The 22,589-nt window shown below is 65.5% G+C and carries 19 protein-coding genes; 6 read left to right on the top strand and 13 right to left on the bottom strand.

Annotation, left to right across the window (positions count from 1 at the left end):
- Positions 1–25: 25 nt before the first annotated feature.
- From H1D44_RS01360 to speB, 3 genes are all read right to left on the bottom strand, one after another.
- Positions 26–1,639: a 5-guanidino-2-oxopentanoate decarboxylase gene (locus H1D44_RS01360; protein ID WP_181513273.1), complete on the bottom strand. Its 1,614-nt coding sequence runs from the start codon at positions 1,637–1,639 to the stop codon at positions 26–28.
- A 25-nt stretch (positions 1,640–1,664) separates the two neighbouring features.
- Complete coding sequence (locus tag H1D44_RS01355) at positions 1,665–3,047, bottom strand: YjiH family protein (protein WP_181513046.1); 1,383 nt, start codon at positions 3,045–3,047, stop codon at positions 1,665–1,667.
- A 64-nt stretch (positions 3,048–3,111) separates the two neighbouring features.
- Entirely contained in the window at positions 3,112–4,062 is a 951-nt protein-coding gene (gene speB / locus H1D44_RS01350; protein WP_181513045.1) for an agmatinase, read from the bottom strand.
- Positions 4,063–4,243: 181 nt separating this feature from the next.
- On the opposite strand from speB, the gene H1D44_RS01345 reads away from it, so the two are divergent.
- The 4 genes from H1D44_RS01345 (at position 4,244) to H1D44_RS01330 (ending at position 8,924) form a co-directional block, all read left to right on the top strand.
- Positions 4,244–5,662: a sigma-54 interaction domain-containing protein gene (locus H1D44_RS01345; protein ID WP_181513044.1), complete on the top strand. Its 1,419-nt coding sequence runs from the start codon at positions 4,244–4,246 to the stop codon at positions 5,660–5,662.
- A gap of 91 nt (positions 5,663–5,753) precedes the next feature.
- The gene (locus H1D44_RS01340; RefSeq protein ID WP_181513043.1) at positions 5,754–6,845 is read left to right on the top strand and encodes a Bug family tripartite tricarboxylate transporter substrate binding protein; all 1,092 of its coding nucleotides are present in this window, start codon (positions 5,754–5,756) and stop codon (positions 6,843–6,845) included.
- A 73-nt stretch (positions 6,846–6,918) separates the two neighbouring features.
- Positions 6,919–8,445, top strand: a complete 1,527-nt coding sequence (locus H1D44_RS01335) for a tripartite tricarboxylate transporter permease (RefSeq protein WP_181513042.1) — start codon at positions 6,919–6,921, stop codon at positions 8,443–8,445.
- The gene (locus H1D44_RS01330) at positions 8,442–8,924 is read left to right on the top strand and encodes a tripartite tricarboxylate transporter TctB family protein (RefSeq protein WP_181513041.1); all 483 of its coding nucleotides are present in this window, start codon (positions 8,442–8,444) and stop codon (positions 8,922–8,924) included. The genes H1D44_RS01335 and H1D44_RS01330 overlap by 4 nt, the downstream gene beginning before the upstream one ends.
- 21 nt (positions 8,925–8,945) lie before the next feature.
- On the opposite strand, the gene H1D44_RS01325 is transcribed toward H1D44_RS01330, so the two are convergent.
- From H1D44_RS01325 to H1D44_RS01295, 7 genes are all read right to left on the bottom strand, one after another.
- The gene (locus H1D44_RS01325; RefSeq protein ID WP_181513040.1) at positions 8,946–10,055 is read right to left on the bottom strand and encodes a pyridoxal phosphate-dependent aminotransferase; all 1,110 of its coding nucleotides are present in this window, start codon (positions 10,053–10,055) and stop codon (positions 8,946–8,948) included.
- Between the two features lie 40 nt (positions 10,056–10,095).
- The gene (locus H1D44_RS01320; RefSeq protein WP_181513039.1) at positions 10,096–11,028 is read right to left on the bottom strand and encodes a DMT family transporter; all 933 of its coding nucleotides are present in this window, start codon (positions 11,026–11,028) and stop codon (positions 10,096–10,098) included.
- A gap of 7 nt (positions 11,029–11,035) precedes the next feature.
- On the bottom strand, positions 11,036–12,427 hold the full coding sequence (locus tag H1D44_RS01315; protein WP_181513038.1) for an FAD-binding oxidoreductase: 1,392 nt from the start codon (positions 12,425–12,427) through the stop codon (positions 11,036–11,038).
- A gap of 14 nt (positions 12,428–12,441) precedes the next feature.
- Entirely contained in the window at positions 12,442–14,064 is a 1,623-nt protein-coding gene (locus H1D44_RS01310) for an ABC transporter ATP-binding protein (RefSeq protein WP_181513037.1), read from the bottom strand.
- A 10-nt stretch (positions 14,065–14,074) separates the two neighbouring features.
- A complete protein-coding gene (locus H1D44_RS01305) occupies positions 14,075–14,911 on the bottom strand; it encodes an ABC transporter permease (RefSeq protein WP_181513036.1) in 837 nt (278 codons plus the stop codon).
- Positions 14,908–15,885 carry an ABC transporter permease gene (locus H1D44_RS01300; protein WP_181513035.1) on the bottom strand — a complete coding sequence of 326 codons (978 nt, stop codon included), beginning with the start codon at positions 15,883–15,885 and terminating at the stop codon, positions 14,908–14,910. Before H1D44_RS01300 ends, H1D44_RS01305 begins: the two co-directional genes overlap by 4 nt.
- Positions 15,886–16,089: 204 nt before the next feature.
- Entirely contained in the window at positions 16,090–17,646 is a 1,557-nt protein-coding gene (locus tag H1D44_RS01295; RefSeq protein WP_181513034.1) for an ABC transporter substrate-binding protein, read from the bottom strand.
- Between the two features lie 179 nt (positions 17,647–17,825).
- Between H1D44_RS01295 and H1D44_RS01290 the strand changes: the two genes are divergently transcribed.
- The gene (locus H1D44_RS01290) at positions 17,826–18,509 is read left to right on the top strand and encodes a GntR family transcriptional regulator (RefSeq protein WP_181513033.1); all 684 of its coding nucleotides are present in this window, start codon (positions 17,826–17,828) and stop codon (positions 18,507–18,509) included.
- Between the two features lie 16 nt (positions 18,510–18,525).
- On the opposite strand, the gene H1D44_RS01285 is transcribed toward H1D44_RS01290, so the two are convergent.
- Entirely contained in the window at positions 18,526–19,440 is a 915-nt protein-coding gene (locus H1D44_RS01285; RefSeq protein ID WP_181513032.1) for a hydroxymethylglutaryl-CoA lyase, read from the bottom strand.
- A 23-nt stretch (positions 19,441–19,463) separates the two neighbouring features.
- On the bottom strand, positions 19,464–20,669 hold the full coding sequence (locus H1D44_RS01280) for a CaiB/BaiF CoA transferase family protein (RefSeq protein ID WP_181513031.1): 1,206 nt from the start codon (positions 20,667–20,669) through the stop codon (positions 19,464–19,466).
- 146 nt (positions 20,670–20,815) lie between these two features.
- Here H1D44_RS01280 and H1D44_RS01275 point away from each other — a divergent pair, with 146 nt between their 5' ends.
- Entirely contained in the window at positions 20,816–21,733 is a 918-nt protein-coding gene (locus tag H1D44_RS01275) for a LysR family transcriptional regulator (RefSeq protein WP_181513030.1), read from the top strand.
- Here H1D44_RS01275 and H1D44_RS01270 read toward each other — a convergent pair.
- On the bottom strand, positions 21,707–22,474 hold the full coding sequence (locus tag H1D44_RS01270; protein ID WP_181513029.1) for an SDR family NAD(P)-dependent oxidoreductase: 768 nt from the start codon (positions 22,472–22,474) through the stop codon (positions 21,707–21,709). The two genes, H1D44_RS01275 and H1D44_RS01270, sit on opposite strands and share 27 nt — an antisense overlap.
- Positions 22,475–22,589 lie beyond the last annotated feature (115 nt).

The raw sequence follows: 22,589 nt of genomic DNA, 5'->3' as shown, positions 1-22,589 counted from the left end.
CGCTTCTCTCTGTCAGTGATGATCGTCAGTCGAGGTCGCAGGTGATGGCTTGCTGCCAGGCTTCGGCATTCACTTCGACCAGCAAGGGCGCGTTGAGCGGTCGCGAGGCGAGTGCCTGGGCCAGGCCGGCCGGATCGCTCACCCGCACGGCCTGGCAGCCGAAACCGGCGGCAACCACCTGGAAGTCGGGTGCCTGTATGTCGACGCCGCGGCGCTCGACGCCATGGGCATCCATGAAGCGACGGATCTCCTCATAGCCCTGGTTATGCCACACCACGATCACCACCGGCAGGCACTCTTCCACCGCGGTGGCAAGCTCGCTGAGGGTAAACATCACGCCGCCGTCGCCCACCAGTGCCACCACGGGAAGCGACGACTGACCCAACTGGGCCCCCAGCGCAGCGGGAAGCCCGTAGCCCAGGGTGCCGTAGCCGGTGGAGGCGTTGAAGTAGCGCCGCGGTTCGGGCTGCGACACCAGGTGGTTGCCGGCATAGACCGGGGCGGTGGAGTCGCCGACCAGGATCGCCTCGGGCAGCGTTTCCTGAAGGGTGGCATAGAAGGGGACGAAGGGAGCGAAGTCGGGGGCGCGCTGCAGATCGAGCGCGACCAGGGTATCCGCGGTGCGCCCGGCGCCGTCGCGCGACAGCGGCTCGGGGAAGTGCTCCGCCAGCAGCGCCAGCGTGCGACCGGCATCGGCCACCAGGCCCAGCGATACCTGCTGGTTGCGCACCAGCTGCTGGGCGTCCAGGTCGATGCGGATCAACTTGCCGCCCAGTGTGAAGCCGTCGTCGAAGACCACGTCGTAGTCGGTCTCGCCGAGTTCGGTGCCCACGGCGAGGATGACGTCAGCCTCCCGGGCCAGCTCGCGCACGGCGGGCAGCGCCGCATTGGCGCCCAGGTCGAGCGGGTGAGCGCGACCCAGCACGCCCTTGGCGTTGATGGTCGTTACCGTGGGGGCATCGAGGCGTTCCACAAGGGTCCTGGCGGCAGCCGGGGCATCGGCACAGCCGCCACCCAGCAGCACCAGCGGGCGCTTTGCTTCACGCAGCCACTCGGCGGCCAGCGCCAGCCCCTCGGGGTCCGGCGCCGGGCGGAACAGGCGTGCCGGCGGCGGCAGCTCGACCATCGCCAATGGGGCATCGAACAGGTCGATGGGTATCTCGATGTGCACCGGGCCGGGACGCTCGCCGTCGAACACGGCGAAGGCTCGGGCCAGCACCTCGGGAAGTGCGGCCGGATCGAGCAGGGTATGGCTGAAGCGTGACACGCCGACCAGCAGCTGCTGTTGGCTGGGCAGCTCGTGCAGCCTGCCCTGGCCGCGGCCCAGGGTGTCGCGGCGGTTGACGCTGGATATCACCAGCATGGGGATGGAGTCGGCCAGGGCCTGGCCCATGGCGGTGGCAATGTTGGTCATGCCGGGGCCGGTGATGATCAGGCACACGCCGGGCCTGCCGGTGGCCCGGGCGTAGCCATCGGCCATGAAGCCGGCACCCTGCTCGTGGCGCGGGGTGACATGGCGGATATCGCTGCCCTCGAGGCCGCGGTAGAGCGCCACGGTGTGCACGCCAGGGATGCCGAACACGGTGTCGACGGCGTAGCGCTCTTGCAGCAGCGCCAGCAGCAGCCGGGCGCAGGTCATCGGGGGAGTGGCCATGAGCGTCTCCTCAGAAGAAGAAGGTGTGGGCCATGAAGGCGATGATCGGCAGCGTCACGGCGGTACGCAGCAGGAAGATCGCGATCAGCTCCCACAGCTTGAGCGGAATCTTCGACTTGAGGATCAGCGCACCGATCTCGGACATGTAGATCAGCTGGGTCAGGGACAGGCAGGCAATCACGAAGCGGGTCAGCTCGCTCTCGATGTTGGTGGCCAGTACCGCCGGCAGGAACATGTCCGCGAAGCCCACCAGGGTGGCCGGGGCGGCCGCTTCGGCCTCGGGAATCCTCAGCAGCTCGAGCAGCGGCACCATGGGATAGGAGAGCCAGGTGAACAGCGGGGTGAACTCGGCCAGTATCAGCGCCACGGTGCCAATGGCGAATACCAGCGGCAGCAGCGCGAGGAAAATGTCGGCAACGTTGAATAGCGCGTTACGGGCCAGTTCCCGGGGGCCGGGGGCGTGCTCTGCGCGGCGCACCGCCTGGGTCAGGCTGTAGCGCAGCAGGCCCATCTGCTCGGTGCGCTTTTCGGCCAGCTGGCAACCTACCGGCTCGTAGTAGGTATCGGGCTTGCGTGACAGCGGCGGCAGGCGCGGCACGATCACCGCCGCGATCAGGCCGGCCACCACCACCGTGAAGTAGAACTGGATGAACATGTGGTTGAGATCGACGAAGCTGGTGATCAGCAGGCTGAAGGCGATCGAGACGATGGAGAAGTTGGTCGCGATCACCGAGGCCTCGCGGCGATTGTAGAAGCCCTTCTCGTACTGCTGGGTGGTGATCAGCACGCCCACGGTGCCGGAGCCCATCCACGAGGCGGTGGCATCGATGGCGCTGCGGCCGGGCAGGTTGAAGATCACCCGGAACGGCTTGCGCACCAGGCTGCCGATGAATTCCATGAAGCCGAACTCGACCAGGAACGGCAGCAGCAGGGCGGCGAAGAAGAAAAAGGTCAGCAGTACCGGCGCCAGGTCGTTGAGCATCACGCCGCCGGTGAAGGAGGCGGTGACGAATTCCGGCCCGAACTGGAAGAAGGTCATCAGAGCGAAGGCCGCCCCCAGGAGGCGCATGCCGAACCACACCGGACCGACGTGGAACATGTCGCGCAGCACGCCCTGCTCGGCCCAGCGAGGATGGGTGAGCTTGATCCAGCTCGTCGCCACCACCGAGAGCACCAGCACGATGACGGCAATGGCCGGCAGGGCGCCGTCGAGCAGCGCCTTGAGACCATCGGCCATGAAGCCCATGCCGATGTTGATGGTGTCGCCGATCTGGAAGGGGACCAGGAACAGCCCGACCCCGATGGCAGAGGGGATCAGGAACTTGAGCAGGTTGCCACGCTCGAAGGGGGCTTCTCCGTCGCGGGTTCGGTGAGTTGTGTCGGTGGAGGTCATACGCGTATTCCTTGGCTTGTCATTGTAGGTCAGGAAGTGGGTCTGCAGTCGCAGTGCGTTCGTGTCAGTCGCGGCGCATCACGCCAGGCAGGGCGCACAGCATTTCGTAGAGCAGGGTGGCACCCATCAGCGCCGTGTTGCCGCTGGGGTCGTAGGGCGGCGAGACCTCGACCAGGTCGCCACCGACGATATTGAGGCCGGCGGCACCGCGCACGATCTCGAGGCCCTGGGCCGAGGTCAGGCCGCCCATCTCCACGGTGCCGGTACCGGGAGCGACGGAGGGGTCGAGGCCGTCGATGTCGAAGCTGATGTAAACGGGGGTATCGCCCATCTGGCTGCGTACCTCGGCCATCAGCGGGGCCAGCGAGCGATACCAGCACTCCTCGGCGGTGACCACGCGGAAGCCCTGCTGGCGACACCAGTCGAAGTCCTCGGCGGCGTAGCCGGTCCCGCGCAGACCGATCTGGACCACCTTGCCCTGGGCCAGAAGGCCCTCTTCCTGGGCGCGACGAAACGGCGTGCCGTGAGCGATGGGCTCGCCGAACATGTGCTCGTTGACGTCGGCATGGGCATCGATGTGGATCAGCCCCACCGGGCCGTGCTTCTTGGCGATGGTGCGCAGGATCGGCAGGGTGATGAGATGATCTCCGCCCAGGGTCAGCGGAATGCAGCCGTGTGAGAGCACCTCGTCATAGAAGGCGCTGATGATGTCCACGGTCTTGGGCAGGTGAAAGGTGTTGATCGGCACGTCGCCGATGTCGGCCACCTGCAGGCTGTCGAAGGGCGCGGCACGGGTGGCCATGTTGTAGGGGCGCAGCATGCGCGACTCGTCGCGGATCTGGCGCGGCCCCAGGCGTGTACCGGGGCGATTCGACGTGGCGATGTCCAGCGGTACGCCGATGAAGGCCACGTCCAGCTCCGCGGCGGTCGGCTGGGTGGGCAGGCGCATCATGGTGGCGGGGCCGCCGAAGCGGGGCATCTCGTTGCCGCCTAGCGGCTGGTTGAAGTCGGCCATGCTGGGCTCCTGGTCTGCAGGGGTTGTTCTCTCAGTACTCAGGTCTAGCAGGTTTCGTGCCAGCCGAAGACCGCGGCGTCACGGGGCTTGTCAGGGCATGTGATGCAAATTCGAATCGTCAGTGGGGCATCAGTGATGCAATAATGCATCTTGATTCATTCATGCATCGGCTGGGTACCTGATGAGCGACATCGACCGCGCGGTGGTGAGCACCATCGTCGAGACGGCCAGCGACCACTTCTTCATCGTCGACGGTGACGGCCGGGTGCTCGACGTCAGTCCGGGGGCGGCGGCGGTCTACGGCCTGCCGCGGGAGCAGCTGGTCGGCAGCACGGTGCAGGAGCTGGAGGCGCAGGGCGTGCTCAGGCCCTCCATCAGCCTGGAGGTGATCCGCACCGGCAGGCCGGTGCAACTGATGCAGGTGACGGGAACCGGCCGGCGAGTGATCGCCGAGGCGCACCCGGTGCATGTCGACGGCAGGCTCGAGCGCATCGTCAGCCGCTCCCGGGACCTGACCGATCTGCAGCTGCTGCAGGACGAGTATGCGCTGCTGCAGAAGCGCTTCAGCGAACACCTCAAGCGCAGCGGGGCCGGAGCTGGCCACGAGGATGGCCAACTGGACGAGGCGATGGGCAGCCTCGAAATCCGCAGCGACCTGATGCGGGAGCTGGCCCTGCTGCTCAAGCGGGTGGCGCCCTCCGACGCCACGGTACTGCTGCTCGGCGAATCGGGAGTCGGCAAGAGCGCCTTCGCCAAACAGCTGCATCGCTGGAGCCGGCGGCGGCAGGGGCCGTTCATCGAGGTCAACTGTGCGGCGATCCCCGAAAACCTGTTCGAGTCGGAGATGTTCGGCTATCAGCCGGGTGCCTTCAGCGGCGCAGCACGTCAGGGCAAGGCAGGGCTGCTGGAGCAGGCCGAGGGTGGCACCCTGTTCCTCGACGAGATCGGTGAGCTGCCGCTGCCGATGCAGACCAAGCTGCTCAAGGTGATCCAGGATGGCAGCGTGTTGCGCCTGGGCGATACCCGCCCCCGGCGGGTCGACTTCCGCCTGGTGGTGGCGACCAACCAGGACCTGGCAAGGCGCGTGGAGAGCGGAGGCTTCCGCCTCGACCTCTACTATCGGCTCAACGTCATTCCGGCCACCATCCCGCCGCTGCGTGAGCGCCGCGAGGATATACCTGCGCTGGCCGAGGCGTGTCTCGAGCGACTCAATCAGCGCTACGGGCAGCACAAGCTGCTGCACGGCAGCGTTTGGTCCGAGCTGATGGGGAGCGACTGGCCGGGCAATGTGCGCGAACTGGAGAACTGGCTGGAGCGCGCCTGGCTGTCGAGTCCGGACGAGCTGATCCAGTCACCGACTCGGGGGGATGGCGCGCCGCCGGCGATGACGTCCGCCGTTACGCCTGCCATTCCGCCATCCATGGTCGCCGAGGAGGGGTTGGCCGCCTACCTGGCGCGGGTCGAATGCGAGGTGCTCGCGGCGCTGTGCCAGGAGCTGCCAAGTACCTACGCCATCGCCGAGCGGCTGTGGATCAGCCAGCCCAGCGTGGTGCGCAAGCTCAAGCGGCACGGGCTCAGGATCGAGCGCCGGGCCGATTGAGCCCGATGTCACGAGGTCGTCAGCAGGAACACTGACTATAGTGGTTTGGGTGAGCAACACCCTCCGTTCCGTTTCGACCTTGGAGCTACCCATGCCCCGCACAACTTATAACAAGATTGCCGCCATCGCGACTGGCCTGGTCCTTGGCGCCAGCGTCATGCTTCCTGCCGCCCACGCCGACGACTACTACGCTGGTCAAACCATCCGCATGATCATCCCCTTCTCGCCGGGTGGCGGGACGGATACCTTCGGCCGGCTGATCAGCCAGCATCTGGGTCGCCACATCCCTGGCAGCCCCACCATCGTTTCCGAGAACGTCACCGGTGCCGGCGGCCTGTTGGGCAGCAACGAATTCGCCGAGCGGGTCGACCATGACGGCCTCACGCTGATGACCGCCTCGGGCCACCTTAACCTGCGTGCCTTCCTCGGCCTGCAGGGACTAAGGCTAGATCTCGACGAGCTGGAGCCGGTGGTGGCTGCGCCCATGGGGCACGTGACGGCCATCTCCACCCAGGCGGGCATCGACGACCCCGCCGACCTGCTCGAAGCGCAAGGTCGGTTGACCAAGGGCATCACCGATCCCGTGGGCCTGCTCGAATCGCTGGTGGCGCTGGAGATGTTCGAGCTGAATTACCGCGCGGTACCCGGCTACAGCGGCCGCGGCGATACGCGTATCGCCTTCGAGCGTGGCGAATTGATGATCAACACACAGAGCACGCCGGCTTATCTCAACAGTGTACAGCCGCTGGTGGACGAGGGGGTGGCCATGCCGCTCTATGCCATCGGCTTCATCGATGGCGAGGGCAATCCGCAGCGCGACCCTGCCGTACCGGACATGATCACCGCCCCAGAGCTCTACGAGCAGATCCACGGCGAGATGCCTTCCGGCACCATCTGGGAGGCCTTCAAGGTCACCGTGCCGCTGGTTCAGAACACCCGCGGTACCGTCTGGGTGCATGGCGATATCCCCGACGAGGCGATGGCGGCCCTGCAGGAGGGGGTCGAGGCCATGATCAACGACCCGGAGTTCCAGGAAGCCAGCGCCAACATCCTCGAGGGCTACGAGATCATGTGGGGTGACGACCTGGGACAGATCAAGGCTTCGATGGACGCTGCTTCACCGGAGGTTCTCGACTACCTGCGCGATATGCTGAACGAGCGCTTCGGCACCGAGTTCGACTGAGATGCCGACACGTGACGAGCCCCCGGTGCTTCGGGTGGCTCGTCACGTGCACGGGCTTTGACATGAGGTGCTCATGCTGGATGCGTTCGTCGATGCGTTCTGGATACTGCTAGACCCCTTTCGTCTGTTGATGCTCTTTTCCGGGGTGGCGATCGGTATTGCGGTGGGAATTCTGCCGGGGTTGGGTGGGCTGATGGGAATGGCGCTGGTACTGCCGTTCCTGTTCGGCATGGATGCCTACGCCGGGGTGGCCCTGCTGATCGGTATTGCGGCAGCGGTGCCCAGCGCCGACACCTTTCCCTCGGTACTGATGGGCATTCCCGGCTCTTCCGGCTCTCAGGCCACCATCATGGATGGCTATCCGATGGCCCGCCGAGGCGAGGCCGCCAGGGCGCTGGGAGCGGCCTTCACGGCGTCGCTGATCGGTGGCCTGATCGGAGCACTGGCGCTTTCCGCCGTGGTGCCCTTCGCGCGCCCGCTGATTCTCGCCTTCGGTTCTCCCGAGCTGTTCATGCTGACCCTGCTGGGGCTGTCCATCATCGGGGTACTGTCGGGTAATCGCCCGCTCAAGGGCATGCTGGCGGCAGTCGCGGGCCTGGCCATCGGCACCATCGGCGGCGCACCGGTGGCGGCGGAATATCGCTTCGCGGGGGACTTTCTCTACCTCTACGACGGGCTGTCGCTGGTCATCGTGGCGCTGGGGCTCTTTGCGCTGCCTGAGATCGTCGACCTGCTGGCGCGTGGCGGTGCCATCGCCGAGCGGGCTCGCGGCCTCGGCCACGGCTGGATACACGGGGTGCGCGATACGCTCAGGCACAAGTGGCTGGTGATTCGCCACAGCGTGATTGGCGTGGTGATCGGCGCCATTCCCGGCATGGGCTCATCGATCATCGACTGGGTCAACTACGGTATCGTGGCCCAGACCAGCAAGGATCGCAGTCGTTTCGGCAAGGGCGACGTCCGGGGCGTGATCGCCCCCGAGAGCGCCAACAACGCCAAGGAGGGCGGCGTGCTGATGCCGACCCTGCTGTTCGGCGTACCGGGCTCCTCGGCCATGGCGATGCTGCTGGGGGCGCTGATGATCTTCGGCGTTCAGCCCGGCCCGCAGATGCTGACTCGCGATCTCGACCTGGTATTTGTGATTATCTGGTCGCTGGCGCTGGCCAACGTCTTCGGTACCTTCATCTGCCTGTTGCTGTCACGGCCCATCGCACGGCTGACCTTCGTGCCGTTCCATTACATCGCCCCGGTCATCATCGTCATCGTGATCGTCGGCGCCTGGCAGGAGACCCGGCACTGGGCCGATCTGGCTTTCCTGCTCGGCTTCGGGCTGCTGGGCTGGTTGATGAAGCGTAGCGGCATGCCGCGTCCGCCGCTGCTGATCGGCTTCATTCTCAGCGGCCTGGCCGAGCGCTATCTTTGGATGTCCTACAACCTCTACGACTGGGAATGGCTGACGCGTCCCGGCGTGCTGACGATCGGCGCGCTGGCGGTGGCGCTGATAGTGGCCAGCGTCAGGCTCAAGCGCAACACCAGCCAGCGGGCCGAAGCGATACAAGCGGCCGAGACGCCCGAGACCGACAAGGAGAGCCGCCCATGAGAGCACGCTTGATCGGCATCTTCACCCGCCATATGCAGACGCCATTCGCGCTTCTCGTGCTGGCGGGGCTGGTGGCCGTGCTGACGATCAGTCAGTCGTTCTCGTTGGGGGCGAGGCTGTTTCCCACCGTGGTGGCCTTGCTGGGCATCCTGCTGGCTCTGCTGGAGCTGGGGCGGCAGTGGCTGCGGCGGGGGGCGCGGGAGGCCAGCGATTACACCGACCTGGGTGACGAGGACGACAGCCCGCTGTTTTTCGCCAAGGGGCTGCTGTTCTTCACCTGGATGCTCGGCTTCGTGGCGCTGTTTCTTGGCATCGGCGCTTTGCCGGCAGCCGGGCTGTTCGTGCTGGCCTTTCTCAAGCTTCAGTTTCGCAGCCCCTGGCTGCCGAGCCTGGGGCTTGCCGCCGGTATCGTCATCCTGCTGTGGGGCCTGGGAAAGGTGCTGCAGCTGCGCTGGCCGGCGCCATGGTTGGGTTTCTGAGCGTCGCTGAACGGGCCTGCGTCATGCACCCGACGCCAGCGCCCGCTCTAGAATGTCGAAGCGACCCGGCACCAGTGCGTCCTCCACCGCGGTGATGCGCAGCACGTGGCCCAGGTCCGGATGGGCCGGGCGGGCGATCAGGCGTCCGGCCTCGAGCAGTTCCTGGTTCAATCGCCCCGCCAGCTCGGCGCTCGCCAGACGCAGGGCGATGAAGTTGGTGGCGCTGGGCAGCACCTCGGCGCCGAGTTCGTGAAAATGCGAGGCCAGGCGCTGACGGCGGAGTTTCACCGCAGCGATGTGTGCTTCCACCTCTTCATGATGATCGAGCACCGTCTCCGCCGCCGCCTGGGTCAGCGTGGAGACTGCATAATGGATGCGCACCTTCATCATCATGGCCAGCGTCTCGGGCTCGGCGATGGCGTAGCCGACGCGCAGCCCGGCGAGGCCATGAGCCTTGGACAGGGTGCGCAGGCGAATCACGCCGGGCAGCGCTTCGCGGCTGAACGACGAGTCGGCGTCGTCGCGGAAGTCGTGGTAGGCCTCGTCGAGTAGCAGCCAGCAATCCTCGGGCAGCCTGGCACGCAGCTGGCGGATCTCCTCGTCAGCGTGAAGGTGACCGCTGGGGTTGTCCGGGTTGGCCACGTAGACCAGGCGGGCGCGGTGCTCGTGAGCACTGGCCAGCAGGGCCTCGAGGTCCGGTGCCAGCACGCCGGGCGCCTCGCGATAGGGGCGCTCGACCAGGCGGCAACCCTGACCTTGGGCAAAATAGCCGAAGGTGGGGTAGGTGCCGCTGGCGCTGACCACCGTGGAACCGTAGGGCGCCACCGTGCGCAGCGCCAGGGCAATGAGGCTGTCGGCGCCGGCATCCACCAGGGTGGTTTCCAGCGGCAGGCCATATAGCGAGGCCAGCCGCTGGCGTATCCCCAGCGCCTCCGAGTCGCCGTAGCAGTAGACATGCTCGACCATGGCGTCGCCGAAGCGCTGGCGCAGCGCACGATGGGGCATGTCGAGCCCCTCGTTGGAACCCAGGCGGTGGGGAATCTCGCGGCCGATGCGTCGCTCCAGTACCTTGATGCCGGGGAACGGGTTGCTGGGGCCGGAGCCGGTCAGGTGGTCGGGGAAGCGCGTCATGGGAAGCTCCATTCACTGGTTAAATGTCTGGCGTGGCGGATCATGCCGCGGACGCCGGCTCGCGCCGAGTCAGGACGATGGCCACGGAGGCAAGAATAAGGGCCAGGGCCAGCAGCAGGTTCGCGGTGAGCGGTTCGCCCAGCAGGATCAAGGCACTGGCAACCCCGACCACCGGTATCAGCAGCGTGCTGATGGTGGACTGGCCGATGGACAGGCGGTTGACGTTGCGAAACCAGAGCATCTGCGCCAGGCAGATGGCAAATATCAGGTGATAGCCCAGGCCCAGCCAGGTGGCGGCCTGCCACGCCCCCGGGGATGGCGTCGACTCGAAGGACAGGGCCAACACCACCATGGGCACGGCACTCAAGGCAAATTGCCAGCCGGTGATGACCACTGGGTGCCCCTGCCAGCCGCCACGGCGCTTGATCAGCACGGTGCCCAGCGCCCAGGAGAGCGCCGCTGCCAGGACGAACAAGGGGCCGGTCAGCCCCTCGAAGCCGCCCTGCCAGGCGGCCGGGCCAAGCAGCACCAGCAGCCCGCCCTGGCCCAGTGCCAGGCCAAGCCACTGGCGTGCAGCGACCCTCTCGCCCAGCACGCCGACGGCCAGCAGCAGCGCCCAGCAGGGCATGGTGAAGGCTACAATGGCCGCCTGGGACGTCGGCATGTGCAGCTGGCCGAAGGCGGTGCCCAGGTTGAAGCCGAGAATGGTGAACAGGCCCGTCACGCTCAGCCACAGGCGCTCACCGGGAGCGATGCGCAGCGGCCAGCCCTTGAGCCAGGCCCAGCCCAGCAGCACCACGGCACCGACGGTGAAGCCGATGGCGCGCAGGCTGAATGGCGGTATCTGCATCAGGCTGAAGCGAACCGCCGGCCAGTTGCCGCCCCAGAACAGGCCGATGGCGAGTATCAGCAGCAGTGTCGTGATGCCGCTGCGGGTCAGCATCGCCGGGCGGGAGGTGGCCAGTTCGGGCATGCTGCGTTCACTCTTCGGGCGCCAGGATCTTGTGCCGGTTGAGCAGCCCCTGCGGATCGAGCGCCTGCTTGAGGGTTCGCATCAGGCTGATCTCTTCCGGCGTGCGGGAGAGCGGCAGGTAGGCGCGCTTCTCCAGGCCAATACCGTGTTCGGCGGATACCGAGCCGCCCAGTTCGGCCAGCGGGGCATAGACCAGCTGCTCCACGGCAGCTCGAGTCTCGGGGTCGGTGCTGCCGACGCTGACCGAGACATGCAGGTTGCCGTCCCCCAGGTGGCCGAAGACCACCAGGCGTCCTTCCGGCCACCGCTGGCGTATCGACCGCTCCAGCTCGTCGGCGTAGCCGGGCATGTCGGGAATCGGCAGGCTGACGTCGAAGGTGAACAGGGGCGCCAGCGTGTCGATCAGGCCCTCGATGTCCTCGCGGATGGCCCAGATACCCTGGCGCTGGGTATCCGACTGGGCCAGTACGGCATCTTCGATCAGCCCAGCCTCGAAGGCCGACTCCAGGGCGGCACTGAACTGGGTGGCGTTCAGCGCATCGTCGTTACCCAGCGACTCGATGATGGCGTAGAAGGGCCAGCGTGCCGGCAGGGGTGGCGTATTGCGACCGCTCTCCTCGGTGAGCAGCGCATAGTGGTTGCGCCACATCACCTCGAAGGTGGCGAGGCTGCCGCCCAGAGAGCGTCCCATGTGGGCTAGCAGGCCGGTGACACCCGCGAAATCGGGGCACGCCACCAGGGCAGTGTGCTCGCTGGCCATTCGCGGCTGCAGCCGCAGCACGGCTCGGGTGACGATACCCAGCGTTCCTTCGCTGCCGATGAACAGCTGCTTGAGGTCGTAGCCGGCATTGTTCTTGAGCATGCGGCTCATCGAGCTGACCACGGTGCCGTCGGCCAGGACGGCTTCCAGCCCCAGCACCTGCTGGCGCATCATGCCGTAGCGGATCACCCGTACGCCGCCGGCGTTGGTGGCGATGTTGCCGCCGATGGTGCAGGAGCCCCGCGCGCCGAGGTCGAGCGGAAAGGTCAGATCATGGGCTTCGGCGGCCTCCTGCACCGTCTGCAGCGGGGCACCGGCCTGCACGGTCATGGTGCCACTCACCGGGTCGACCGCTTCGATGACGTTCATGCGCTCCAGCGAAATGACCAGCTCCTCCGGGCTGGCCTCGCCGCCGTGCACCAGTCCGGTCAGACCGCCGTGGGTCACCACTGGCTGGCGGGCGGCATGGCACAGGCGCATGACCCGGGCCAGTTCGTCGGTGGTGGCCGGCCGGACGATGGCGGCGGCACGGCAGCTGGCGCTGGTCATCCAGTCGACCCGGCGCTGGGCGACGTCGTCGCCCGTCAGCACGTTGCCGCCGCCGACGATGTTGGCAATCTGCTCGAGAAGTGCGTGCATTCTTGGTCCTTGTCTTACGCCATAGCAGCTTCGTGCTCACGGCCGGGAATGGCATCCAGCAGCTGCCGGGTATAGGCCTCCCTGGGTTTGAGGAACACCTCCTGCGCGGTGCCCTGCTCGACGATGCGGCCGTTCTGCATGACGATGATCGAGTCGCTGATCTGGGCGGCCACCCGCAGGTCATGGGTGATGAACAGCAGCGACAGCGACAGCTTCTGCTTGAGTTCTTCCAGCAGTTCCAGCACCTGGGCCTGGATCGATACGTCGAGCGCCGAGACCGCTTCGTCGGCGACGATCAGCTCTGGGTTCAGCGCCAACGCGCGGGCGATACCGATACGCTGACGCTGGCCGCCGGAGAATTCGTGCGGGTAGCGGTCCACCGCCACGGCGCCGAGGCCGACCATTTCAAGCAGCTCCTCGGCCTGCTGCATTGCCTTCTTGCGCGGCACGCCGTTGGCCATGGGACCCTGGGCTATGGCGTAGCCGACCCGGTGACGCGGATTGAGCGAGGCGTAGGGGTCCTGGAAGATCATCTGCACCCGGTGACGCTCGCGACGCAGGGCATCACCCTTGAGCTCTGAAAAATCAGTCCCGGCCAGGGTCAGGGTGCCGCTGTCCGGCCGCTCCAGGCGAACCACACAGCGTCCCAGGGTCGACTTGCCCGAGCCTGACTCGCCGACGATGCCTACTGTCTCGCCAGGGGCCAGGGTGAAGGAGACGTCGTCCAGGGCGCGCACCTCCCGGGCGGGCTTGAACAAGCCGCCGCGGGAGCGAAATACCTTGTGCAGGTTGCGCACCTCCAGCAGTGGGGCAGGTCGCTCTGCGCCTCGGGATTCGGGAATGACATTGCTCGGGATGGCCTCCAGCAGGGCGCGAGTGTACTCATGCTGCGGGTCATGCAACACCTCGTCCGCACTGCCCAGTTCGACCACCTGGCCGTAACGCATCACGCAGACCCGGGTTGCGACTTCGGCCACCACGCCGAAGTCGTGGGTGATGAACATCACCGCCATGCCGCGGCGCTTCTGCAGGTCGCGGATCAGTTCGAGGATCTGCGCCTGGGTGGTGACGTCGAGTGCGGTGGTGGGTTCGTCGGCGATCAGCAGCTCCGGCTCCAGCGCCAGTGCCATGGCAATCATCACCCGCTGGCGTTGGCCGCCGGAGAGCTGGAAGGGGTAGGCACGGATCGCCTTGTCGGGCTCGGGGATGCCGACCTCCTCCAGCAGCGCCAGCGCCTTCTCCTGGCGTTCACGACCATTGAATTTGCCATGGGCCTCGAAGACCTCGGCGATCTGGGCTCCCACCCGCATCAGCGGGTTCAGTGCAGTCATCGGCTCCTGGAAGATCATGCCGATGCGCAGGCCGCGCAGCTTGCGGTGCTGCTTCTCACTCAGGCTGAGCAGGTCCTGACCGTCGAAAATCACTTCGCCGGCGGTGGGTCGCACGCCCTTGGGCAGCAGACCCATCACCGCATTGGCTGCCATCGACTTGCCCGAGCCGGACTCGCCCACCACGCACATGATCTCACCGGCTGCCACGTCGTAGCTGACGTCCTCGACGGCGAATTCGCGATCGGCCCCCTTGGGAAGGGCCAGGGTCAGGCCGCGGATGCTCAGTACTGGAGTATTATCGTTCATGGTCCCTCTCCTAGGAGCGTTCGCGGGCAAGCTTGGGGTTGAGGGCGTCGTCGAGACCCTCGCCGACCAGGTTGAGGGCCAGTACCGTGAGCAGGATGGCGAGGCCGGGGAAGAAGCTCAACCACCAGGCCTGACGGATCACCGTGCGGGCAGCACCGATCATGTAACCCCAGGACATCACGTTGGGATCGCCGAGGCCCAGGAACGACAGCGCCGACTCCAGCAGGATTGCCGTGGCTACCATCAGCGAGGCCAGCACGATGATCGGCGAGAGGGTATTGGGCAGGATCTGGCGCAGGATGATGGTGCGGTTGGTCTGCCCGACCAGGCGTGCTGCCTCGACGTACTCGCGATGGCGCAATGACATGAACTCCGCGCGTACCAGGCGTGCCACCGGCGGCCAGCTGACGATGGCGATCGCCAACACGATGGAGACCACGCTGGGCTGCATGATCGCCACCAGCACGATGGCCAGGGCGAAGTTGGGGATGGTCTGAAAGAACTCGGTGAAGCGCATCAGCGCATCGTCGATCAGCCCGCCATAGTAGCCGGCGATGGCGCCCAGCGGCACGCCGATGAGCAAGGCCACCATGGTCGATACCAGGCCGATCAGCAGCGAGACCCAGGCCCCGTGCATCAGCCCCGCGGCCACGTCGCGGCCCATGGTATCGGTACCCAGCCAGAAGCCGTCCACCTCCATGGGGGAGAGGAAGGGACGCTGCACCATGCGCCAGGGCGAATCGGGATAGAGGAAGGGCGCCAGGATGGCCATCAGGATAATCGCGAACAGGATCACCAGGCCGACCAGGGCGCCCCGGTTCTGGGCGAAACGGGCAAAGAAGCTCATGACCCCTCCTTGATACGCGGGTCTGCCAGGCGGTAGACGAGGTCCGTGATGATGTTGAAGACGATGACCAGGGCGGCAGAAAAGAAGAAGATGCCCAGCAGCAGGTTGTAGTCGCGTTGCTGCAGCGCCTCGAACATCAGTCGCCCGATCCCGGGCCAGGCGAACACCGTCTCGGTGAGAATCGCACCGCCCACCATCTGGCCCGCCTGCAGGCCGGCCAGGGTGATGATCGGAAGCAGGGCGTTACGCAGGATATGCCGGCGCTGGATCACCCGCGGGCTGAGGCCCTTGGCGCGGGCGGTCTTGACGTAGTCCTGCTGGCTCGCTTCGAGCATCGAGGCGCGGGTCATGCGGGTGTAGATCGCCATGAAGAACAGCGCCAGGGTGGTGGCGGGCAGGATCAGGTGCTTGCCCACGTCGAGCACCAGGGCGAAACCGGTGTGACCGGCCCCCACCGTGTACATGCCGTAGGCGGGCAGCCAGCCGAGGAAGACCGAGAACAGCACCACGGCCATCAGCGCTACCCAGAACAGCGGGGTGGCGTAGAACAGCAGGGCCAGCGCCATGATGATGGAGCCGGAGGGCTTCTTGACCCGAGCTGCAGCCATGGAGCCGGCCAGGATGCCCAGCGCCAGCGACAGCACGAAGGCGGTGCCGGTCAGCAGCAGGGTGGCTGGCAGTCGTGCCAGGATCAGGTCGAGTACCGGCATGCCCTGGCGATAGGACCAGCCGAAGTCGAGCATGGCAATGCCGGAGACATAGCGCCACAGTTGCACGTACATCGGCTGGTCGAGACCGAAGCGCTCGCGCAGCTGGCGCAGGAACTCTTCGTCGGTGGCGCCGGCTTCACCGGCAAGGATGGCGGCGGGGTCGCCCGGCGCCATCTGGATCAGGAAGAAGTTGAAGATGACGATCAGAAACAGCACGACGACGGCCTTGAGCAGCCGCATCACGATCAATCGGGCGTAGAGCATGCAACAAGCCTCTGGGTGCTTGAAGGTATGCAAATGCCTGTGCGAGCGAATCGCTGCGTTGCGCGGTGCTCGGAATCCTCACATATACCCCATATGCTCCGGTTCCTGCGCTCCGTGCGCCTTGCGCTTCATCTCGCTCGGCAATTTGCTCCTCTTTAAACGGGGCGGCGGCTGGCGCCGCCCCCCGTCAGGGCTGACGCGAGCTCAGCGGTCGAGCCAGGCGTCCCTGAAGCCGTCATTGACCCCCACGCCGGACGTGACCAGGTCCTTGACGTCGCAGCGATAGATGGTCGGGAAGCCGAGCTCCAGCAGCCAGCCTACCGGCACGTCCTCGTGGATGATCTCCTGGGCTTCACGGTATAGGGCTTCACGCTCTTCTTCCGGGAAGGCCGTGGCAGCCTCGTTGAACAGCTCATCGACCCGCTCGTTCTCGTAGCCGCCGACGTTGTTCCACGGTGAGCCACGCTCGATGTTGTCCGACAGGTAGGAGCGAGTGATGCCCAGGGCCGGATCGCCGTACTGGAAGAGGAAGGTGAAGGCGAGGTCGTAGTCCCACTCCGAGAGGCGCTGGTTCCAGCCGCCCACATCGGTGGACTGGGTACGCACGTTGATGCCCACTTCACGCAGGTTCTGCTGTACCGCTTCGGCCCAGCGGGTCCAGGTCTCGCCGTAGGGCAGCGGCAGCAGGCGCACCTCCTCGTCGTCGTAGCCCATCTCCTCGAGCAGCTCGCGGGCGCGATCCGGGTCGTGGTCGTAGGGATCGAGGCCATCGTGACGGAAACGCGCGTTGGAGCCGAAGGAGGAGAGCGGCACTTCACCCAGCTCGTTCCACAGCACGTCGCGGGCGAACTCGCGGTCCATGGCGTACATCACCGCCTGGCGGAAGCGCTTGTCGGCGGTAGGCCCTTCGCGATTGTTCATCCACAGCATGGCGAAGGGACTGAAGTATTCATGACCCTCTTCCGTGACGCAGGTGTTGTCCATCTCGGTCAGGCGCGGGATATCGAAGTTCTCCACGGTGCCGTTGGGCAGCACGTCGACGGTGCCGTTTTCATAAGCCACCGCGCGGGAGGCACCATCGGGGATGATGTGCCAGTTGATGCCGTCGAGGTAGGGCAGGTCTTCCTCGTAGTAGTCGTCGAAGCGAACCAGCTCGATGACGGTGCCACGGTCCCAGTTCTTGAACTTGAACGGCCCGGTGCCGATGGGGTGACTGTTGTGCTCGTTGTCGCGGAAGTCGGTGCCTTCATAGAGGTGCTTGGGCACCATGGTGAAGGTGCCGGCCTCGAAGGAGAGCATGAAGGGGCCGAACGGTTCGGAAAGGGTGAAGACCACGGTGTAGTCGTCTTCGGCCTCGATGCTCTCCACGTGTTGCAGTACCGCACGCGCGCTGGGGTTGAGTTCGCGATGGAACTCATCGGCCGAGAAGACCACGTCGGCAGCGGTGAACGGTTCGCCATCATGCCACAGCACGCCTTCGCGCAGACGGAAGGTGTAGACCAGGCCATCGTCGCTCACTTCCCAGGACTCCGCCAGCTGCGGCTGTGGTTCCAGGTCGGTGGTATAGCGCAGCAACCCCTCGTAGATGTTGCCGGCGACCTTGCGGGTGGGGTCGTTCTGGATCATGCCGAGCACGAGGCCGGGTGGCTCGGGCTGGATGATGGTGTTGATGGTGCCGCCATGCCTGGGTTCGTCGGCAAGGGCAAAGGTGGAGGTGAAGGCCAGAGCAGCGACCGCCGCGGCCAAGGGCGTCATTCTCATTCTCGGATTCCTTCTTGTTGTCTCTGCGATTGTTATGTGTTTGCAGGATAAATGCCGCTATAGCCTTATTGACCATAGCAGCGCTTCGGAAAACTGTCGACAGTCGCCAATCGACGGTCGACATCCCTCGGCTTTACGTCATACTGTAGTGAGAACAAATCTAATCTAGGCCTCGGTGCATGACAGCTTCCAATGCGTTCGACAAGGGCGGCATCATCCAGCAGCGAAACCTGGTGGATCAGGTTGCCGACTACCTGACTCAGGCAATCATCAGCCAGTACTACACGCCCGGCGAGCGACTGTCTGAAGTGCAACTGGCCCGGGATCTGGGGGTGAGTCGAGCGCCGGTCCGTGAGGCGGCACGCCTGCTCGAAAGTCGCGGTCTGCTGGTGTCACAGCCGCGGCGGGGGTTCTTTGTCAGGGCCCTGGACGCGGCCGAGCTCAACGACATCTTCGACTTGCGCCTGTGTCTCGAGCGCCATGCCCTGGCGCGGCTGGTCGAGACCTACGATGCAGAGAAGGAAGCGGCGCTGCGGAGCCAGGTCGAACTGATGTGCGAAGTCGCTCTCCACGACAACGACAGCCGCAAGATCGAGGAAGACCTGGTCTTCCATCGCATGGTCATCTCCTTCTCTGGCAACCAGCGCCTGCTCAAGGCCTATGACGACATTACCCACGAGCTGAGGCTGTGCATTGCCCTTATCGGCAAGACCCACGCCGACCCCGACTCCATATCCACCTCCCACTGGCCGCTGCTCGATGCCCTGGCAAGCGGCGATCCCGATCAGTGCCGCGAGGCGATCGACTATCACATCGGCGTGGCGCAGCACTACGTGGTCAAGGGGATCGGCGAAGCGCTCTGAGGAGGCCGGGCCGAGATCAGCGCTTGGGCATGGGGTAGCGCCGGTCCGCCTTCCCCGCCTTGACTACCTGCCCCGGCGTATCGTGACCCACAAGTTCCGGTAGCCCGGCCGATACTGCCAGCAGGGCATCCAGGTCGACGCCGGTCTCTACCCCCATCTGCTCGAACATGTGCACCAGATCCTCGGTGCACACATTGCCGGTTGCCCCTGGGGCATAAGGGCAGCCCCCCAGTCCGCCGAGGGAGGCGTCGAAGCGCGTGATACCGGTTTGCCAGGCGGCAAGCGCATTGGCCAGGCCCATCCCACGTGTGTTGTGGAAGTGCAGGGTGAAGGGGGTGGCAGGCCAGCGTTCCTGCACCGCCTCGCACAGTCTGGCAACCTGGCCCGGGTTGGCCATGCCGGTGGTATCACACAGGGTGACTCCCTGAACCCCACGCTCCAGCAGGCGCTCAACCAGTTCGATCACCCGCGACTCGGGCACTTCGCCTTCGAAGGGACAGCCAAAGGCGGTGGAGAGCGAGGCATTGACGAAGACCCTGTCATCCTGGGTGGCGGCCAATATCTCGGTAAAGCGTTCGAGGGACTGCTTGGGCGTCATGCGCAGGTTGGCGAGCCCGTGGGAGTCGCTGGCGGACATCACCAGGTTGATCTCGTCAACGCCGCAGGCCAACGCTCGCTCGCAGCCGCGCAGGTTGGGCACCAGCACCGTGATGTCCACGCCAGGCCGGCGCCGGATGCCACGTACCACCTCTTCGGCATCGCGCAGGTTGGGGATGGCCTTGGGGGAGGTGAAGGAGGTCGCCTCGATGCGTGCCAGTCCGGTGGCCGAGAGGGCATCGATGAAGGCTATCTTGGCCTCGGTGGGCACGAAATCGGCCTCGATCTGCAGGCCGTCGCGGGGGGCCACCTCGTTGATCTGCAAGCGTGTCATGAAAGCTCCTTGAGATGACCGGATCAGATGATGCCTGCCTGGCGCAGCTTCTCGCGTGTCTCAGCGTCGATTCCCAGCTCGTCGAGAACTTCGTCGGTGTGCTGGCCGAGTGCCGGGCCGCCATCGCCGAGCCGGCCCGGCGTGGCGCTGAGCTTGGGCAGTACCCCGGGCACCTTGAGTGGTTTGCCGTTGGGACGGGTGATGCTCTGGATCATCTCCCGCGCCAGGTAGTGGGGGTCTCGAGCAATGTCGGCGGCGGTGTAGGGATAGCCGGCCGGCACCCGGACACTGTCGAGCTGGGCCAGGATGTCGTCCCGCTCGTGCTGCAGCGTCCAGGCTTCGATGGCATCATCGATGCGCTTGGCCTCGCGGGCACGGCCGTCGTTGTGGGCAAGCTTGGGGTCGTTGGCCAGGTCCTGGCGATCGATCACCTGCATCAGGCGCTTGAAGATGCTGTCGCCATTACCGGCGATCAACACGTAGTCACCGCTGCGGGTACGATAGGCATTGGAGGGGGTGATGCCGGGCAGTGCACTGCCACTGGGCTGGCGAATCTCGCCGCTGGCATCGTACTCGGGCAGCAAGCTCTCCATCATGGCGAAGACCGACTCATAGAGGGCGATATCCACCACCTGGCCCTGACCGCTTCGGGCGCGCTCCTGCAGGGCCAGCAGGGTGCCGATCACGGCATAGAGCGCAGATAGCGAATCGCCGATGCTGACGCCGACCCTCACGGAAGGCTCGCCGGGTTGGCCTGTCAGGTAGCGCAGCCCGCCCATGGCCTCACCGATGACGCCGAATCCCGGTTTGTCGCGGTAGGGGCCAGTCTGGCCGTAGCCCGAGACACGCACCATGATCAGCCCGGGGTTGAGGGCCGAAAGTGCCTCCCAGCCCAGGCCCCAGCCCTCCAGCGTGCCGGGACGGAAGTTCTCAACCAGCACGTCTGCTTCGGCGACCAGCTGGCGCACCAGGTCTTGCCCTTCGTGGCTGCGCAGGTCCAGCGAGACCGAGCGCTTGTTGCGGGTCTGCACGTGCCACCAGAGCGAGGTGCCGTCCTCGATCATTCGCCAGCGGCGAAGTGGATCGCCTGAGTGCGGAGGCTCCACCTTGATCACGTCGGCACCGAATTCACCGAGAAGCTTGGTGGCGAATGGGCCGGCAATCAATTGGCCGAGCTCGAGAACCTTCAATCCATCCAGCGGCAGGCGCCGGTCGTCCGCTTTTGTCATGTTCGGCACTCCTTGTGCAAGGTGTGCTCAGGATGCGCGAGAAGCCGAGCCGCAACAATTCAGAAAAGAGGAAGTGTGATTTCGTCACTCACGAACCCTTGGCGTAAGATGACTCGAATCATCATGCACTGTGCAAAGGGTCTGCCATGCGCCGTTTCGATTTCGTCACCCTCAAGCTCTTCGTATCGATTGCCGATGAGGGCAGGCTGACCGCCGCCGCCGAGCGCGAGCACATGGCGCTGGCGGCGGTCAGCAAGCGGATCAGCGATCTCGAATCACTGGTAGGTACTTCCTTGCTCTACAGGAAACCCCGGGGCGTCGAACTGACCCCCGCGGGGCACGCCTTCCTGCACCATGCGCGACGCATTCTGGAAAATATCGAGCGGTTGTCCGCCGAGCTGAGCGAATACGGCGAGGGGGTCAGGGGGCACGTACGCATCCACTCCAATACCTCTGCGATCATTGCCTTCCTGCCTCAGGATCTCAGCACCTTTTCTCGACAATACCCCGAGATCAAGATCGACCTGCAGGAACGCGTCAGCTCTGAGGTAATCGCGGCAGTGCGTGACGGCCTGACCGATATCGGCATCTTCGCCGGCCACGTCCCCTGCGATAGCCTGCAGATCCTGCCCTATCGCAGCGACCGCCTGGTGCTGATGACGCCTCGCGATCATCCCTTGGCAGGGCGTGTATCACTGCAGCTGCACGAGGCCACCCAGTACGATTTCATCGGCCTGCAACAGGACACCTCGCTGCAGGCATTGCTGCATGAGCAGGCCAACCGGGCAGGCAAGAATCTGCGCATGCGTATCCAGGTGCGCAGTTTCGACGCCATCTGCCGCATGATCCATCACGGCATGGGGGTGGGCGTGCTACCCGAGAGGACGATCTATCGTGACCTGGGTGATCTGAAGCTGAGCAGCATTCCCTTGAGCGACCCATGGGCCAGGCGTGAGCTGGTCATCGGGATACGCCACTACGAGGCGCTGCCGATCATCGCTCGACACCTGGTCGATCATCTCAATCCCGGCGCCGCTTCACTCGCGCAGGATGGTGAAAGGTGACCACTGCTGGCACAACGGCGCCACCTCGAGTCGCGTGATATTGACATGCTCCGGGAGTTCGGCAATGTGCAGCGCCTGTGCGGCAACGTCGCCGGGCTGCAGCGGTCGAGTTCCTGCGTAGTAGCGCCTGGCTACCTCGCGATCTCCCTTCATGCGCACCTCGGTGAACTCGCTTTCGGTCATGCCCGGCGCCAGGTCGGTAACCCGTACGCCAACACCGCTCAGGTCGCAGCGCAGGTTGTAGCTGAACTGCTCGACGAAGGCCTTCGATGCGCCGTAGACATGGCCGCCGGGGTAGGGGGTGTGGCCGGCGATGGAGCCAATGTTGATGATGGTGGCTCCCGGGCCGTGAGCTACCAGACGAGGTAGCAACAGCCGCGTGACCGTCACCAGTCCGCTGATGTTGGTCTGGATCATGGTCAGCCAATCGTCGAGCTCGGCTTCCTGGGCGGGGCCCTTGCCCAGGGCCACGCCGGCGTTGTTGAGCAGCAGGCGGATATTGCCGAAGGGCTCAGGCAGTGACTCGACGACCCGCTCGATGCTGCTGCGGTCAGTGACGTCCATTTCGGCCACATGGACAGGCACCGACTCAGCGAGATGCTGTTTCAACGTTTCCAGGCGCTTCAGGCGCCTTCCGGTGAGGATGAGGCCCCAGCCGGCGGAAGCAAACCGCTCGGCGCAGGCCTGGCCGATGCCCGAGGTGGCTCCAGTGATGAAAGCGATGGGAGTGGTTTCGTGCATGATGAATGCTCCTCTTCTCTTGCGTCATTCAGCTCATGCTGTCGGCGTCATGACATTAGCCATTAGTCGCAGCCTGCGCGGCGGTCGGCGCTGAAACGCCGAGACAAGGGGGCTG

Origin of the sequence: Billgrantia kenyensis (genome assembly GCF_013697085.1) — a bacterium.
GTDB lineage: Bacteria > Pseudomonadota > Gammaproteobacteria > Pseudomonadales > Halomonadaceae > Halomonas > Halomonas kenyensis.
Note: the sequence above shows the minus strand (reverse complement) of the source record. Positions and strands in the feature narration are given on the sequence as shown.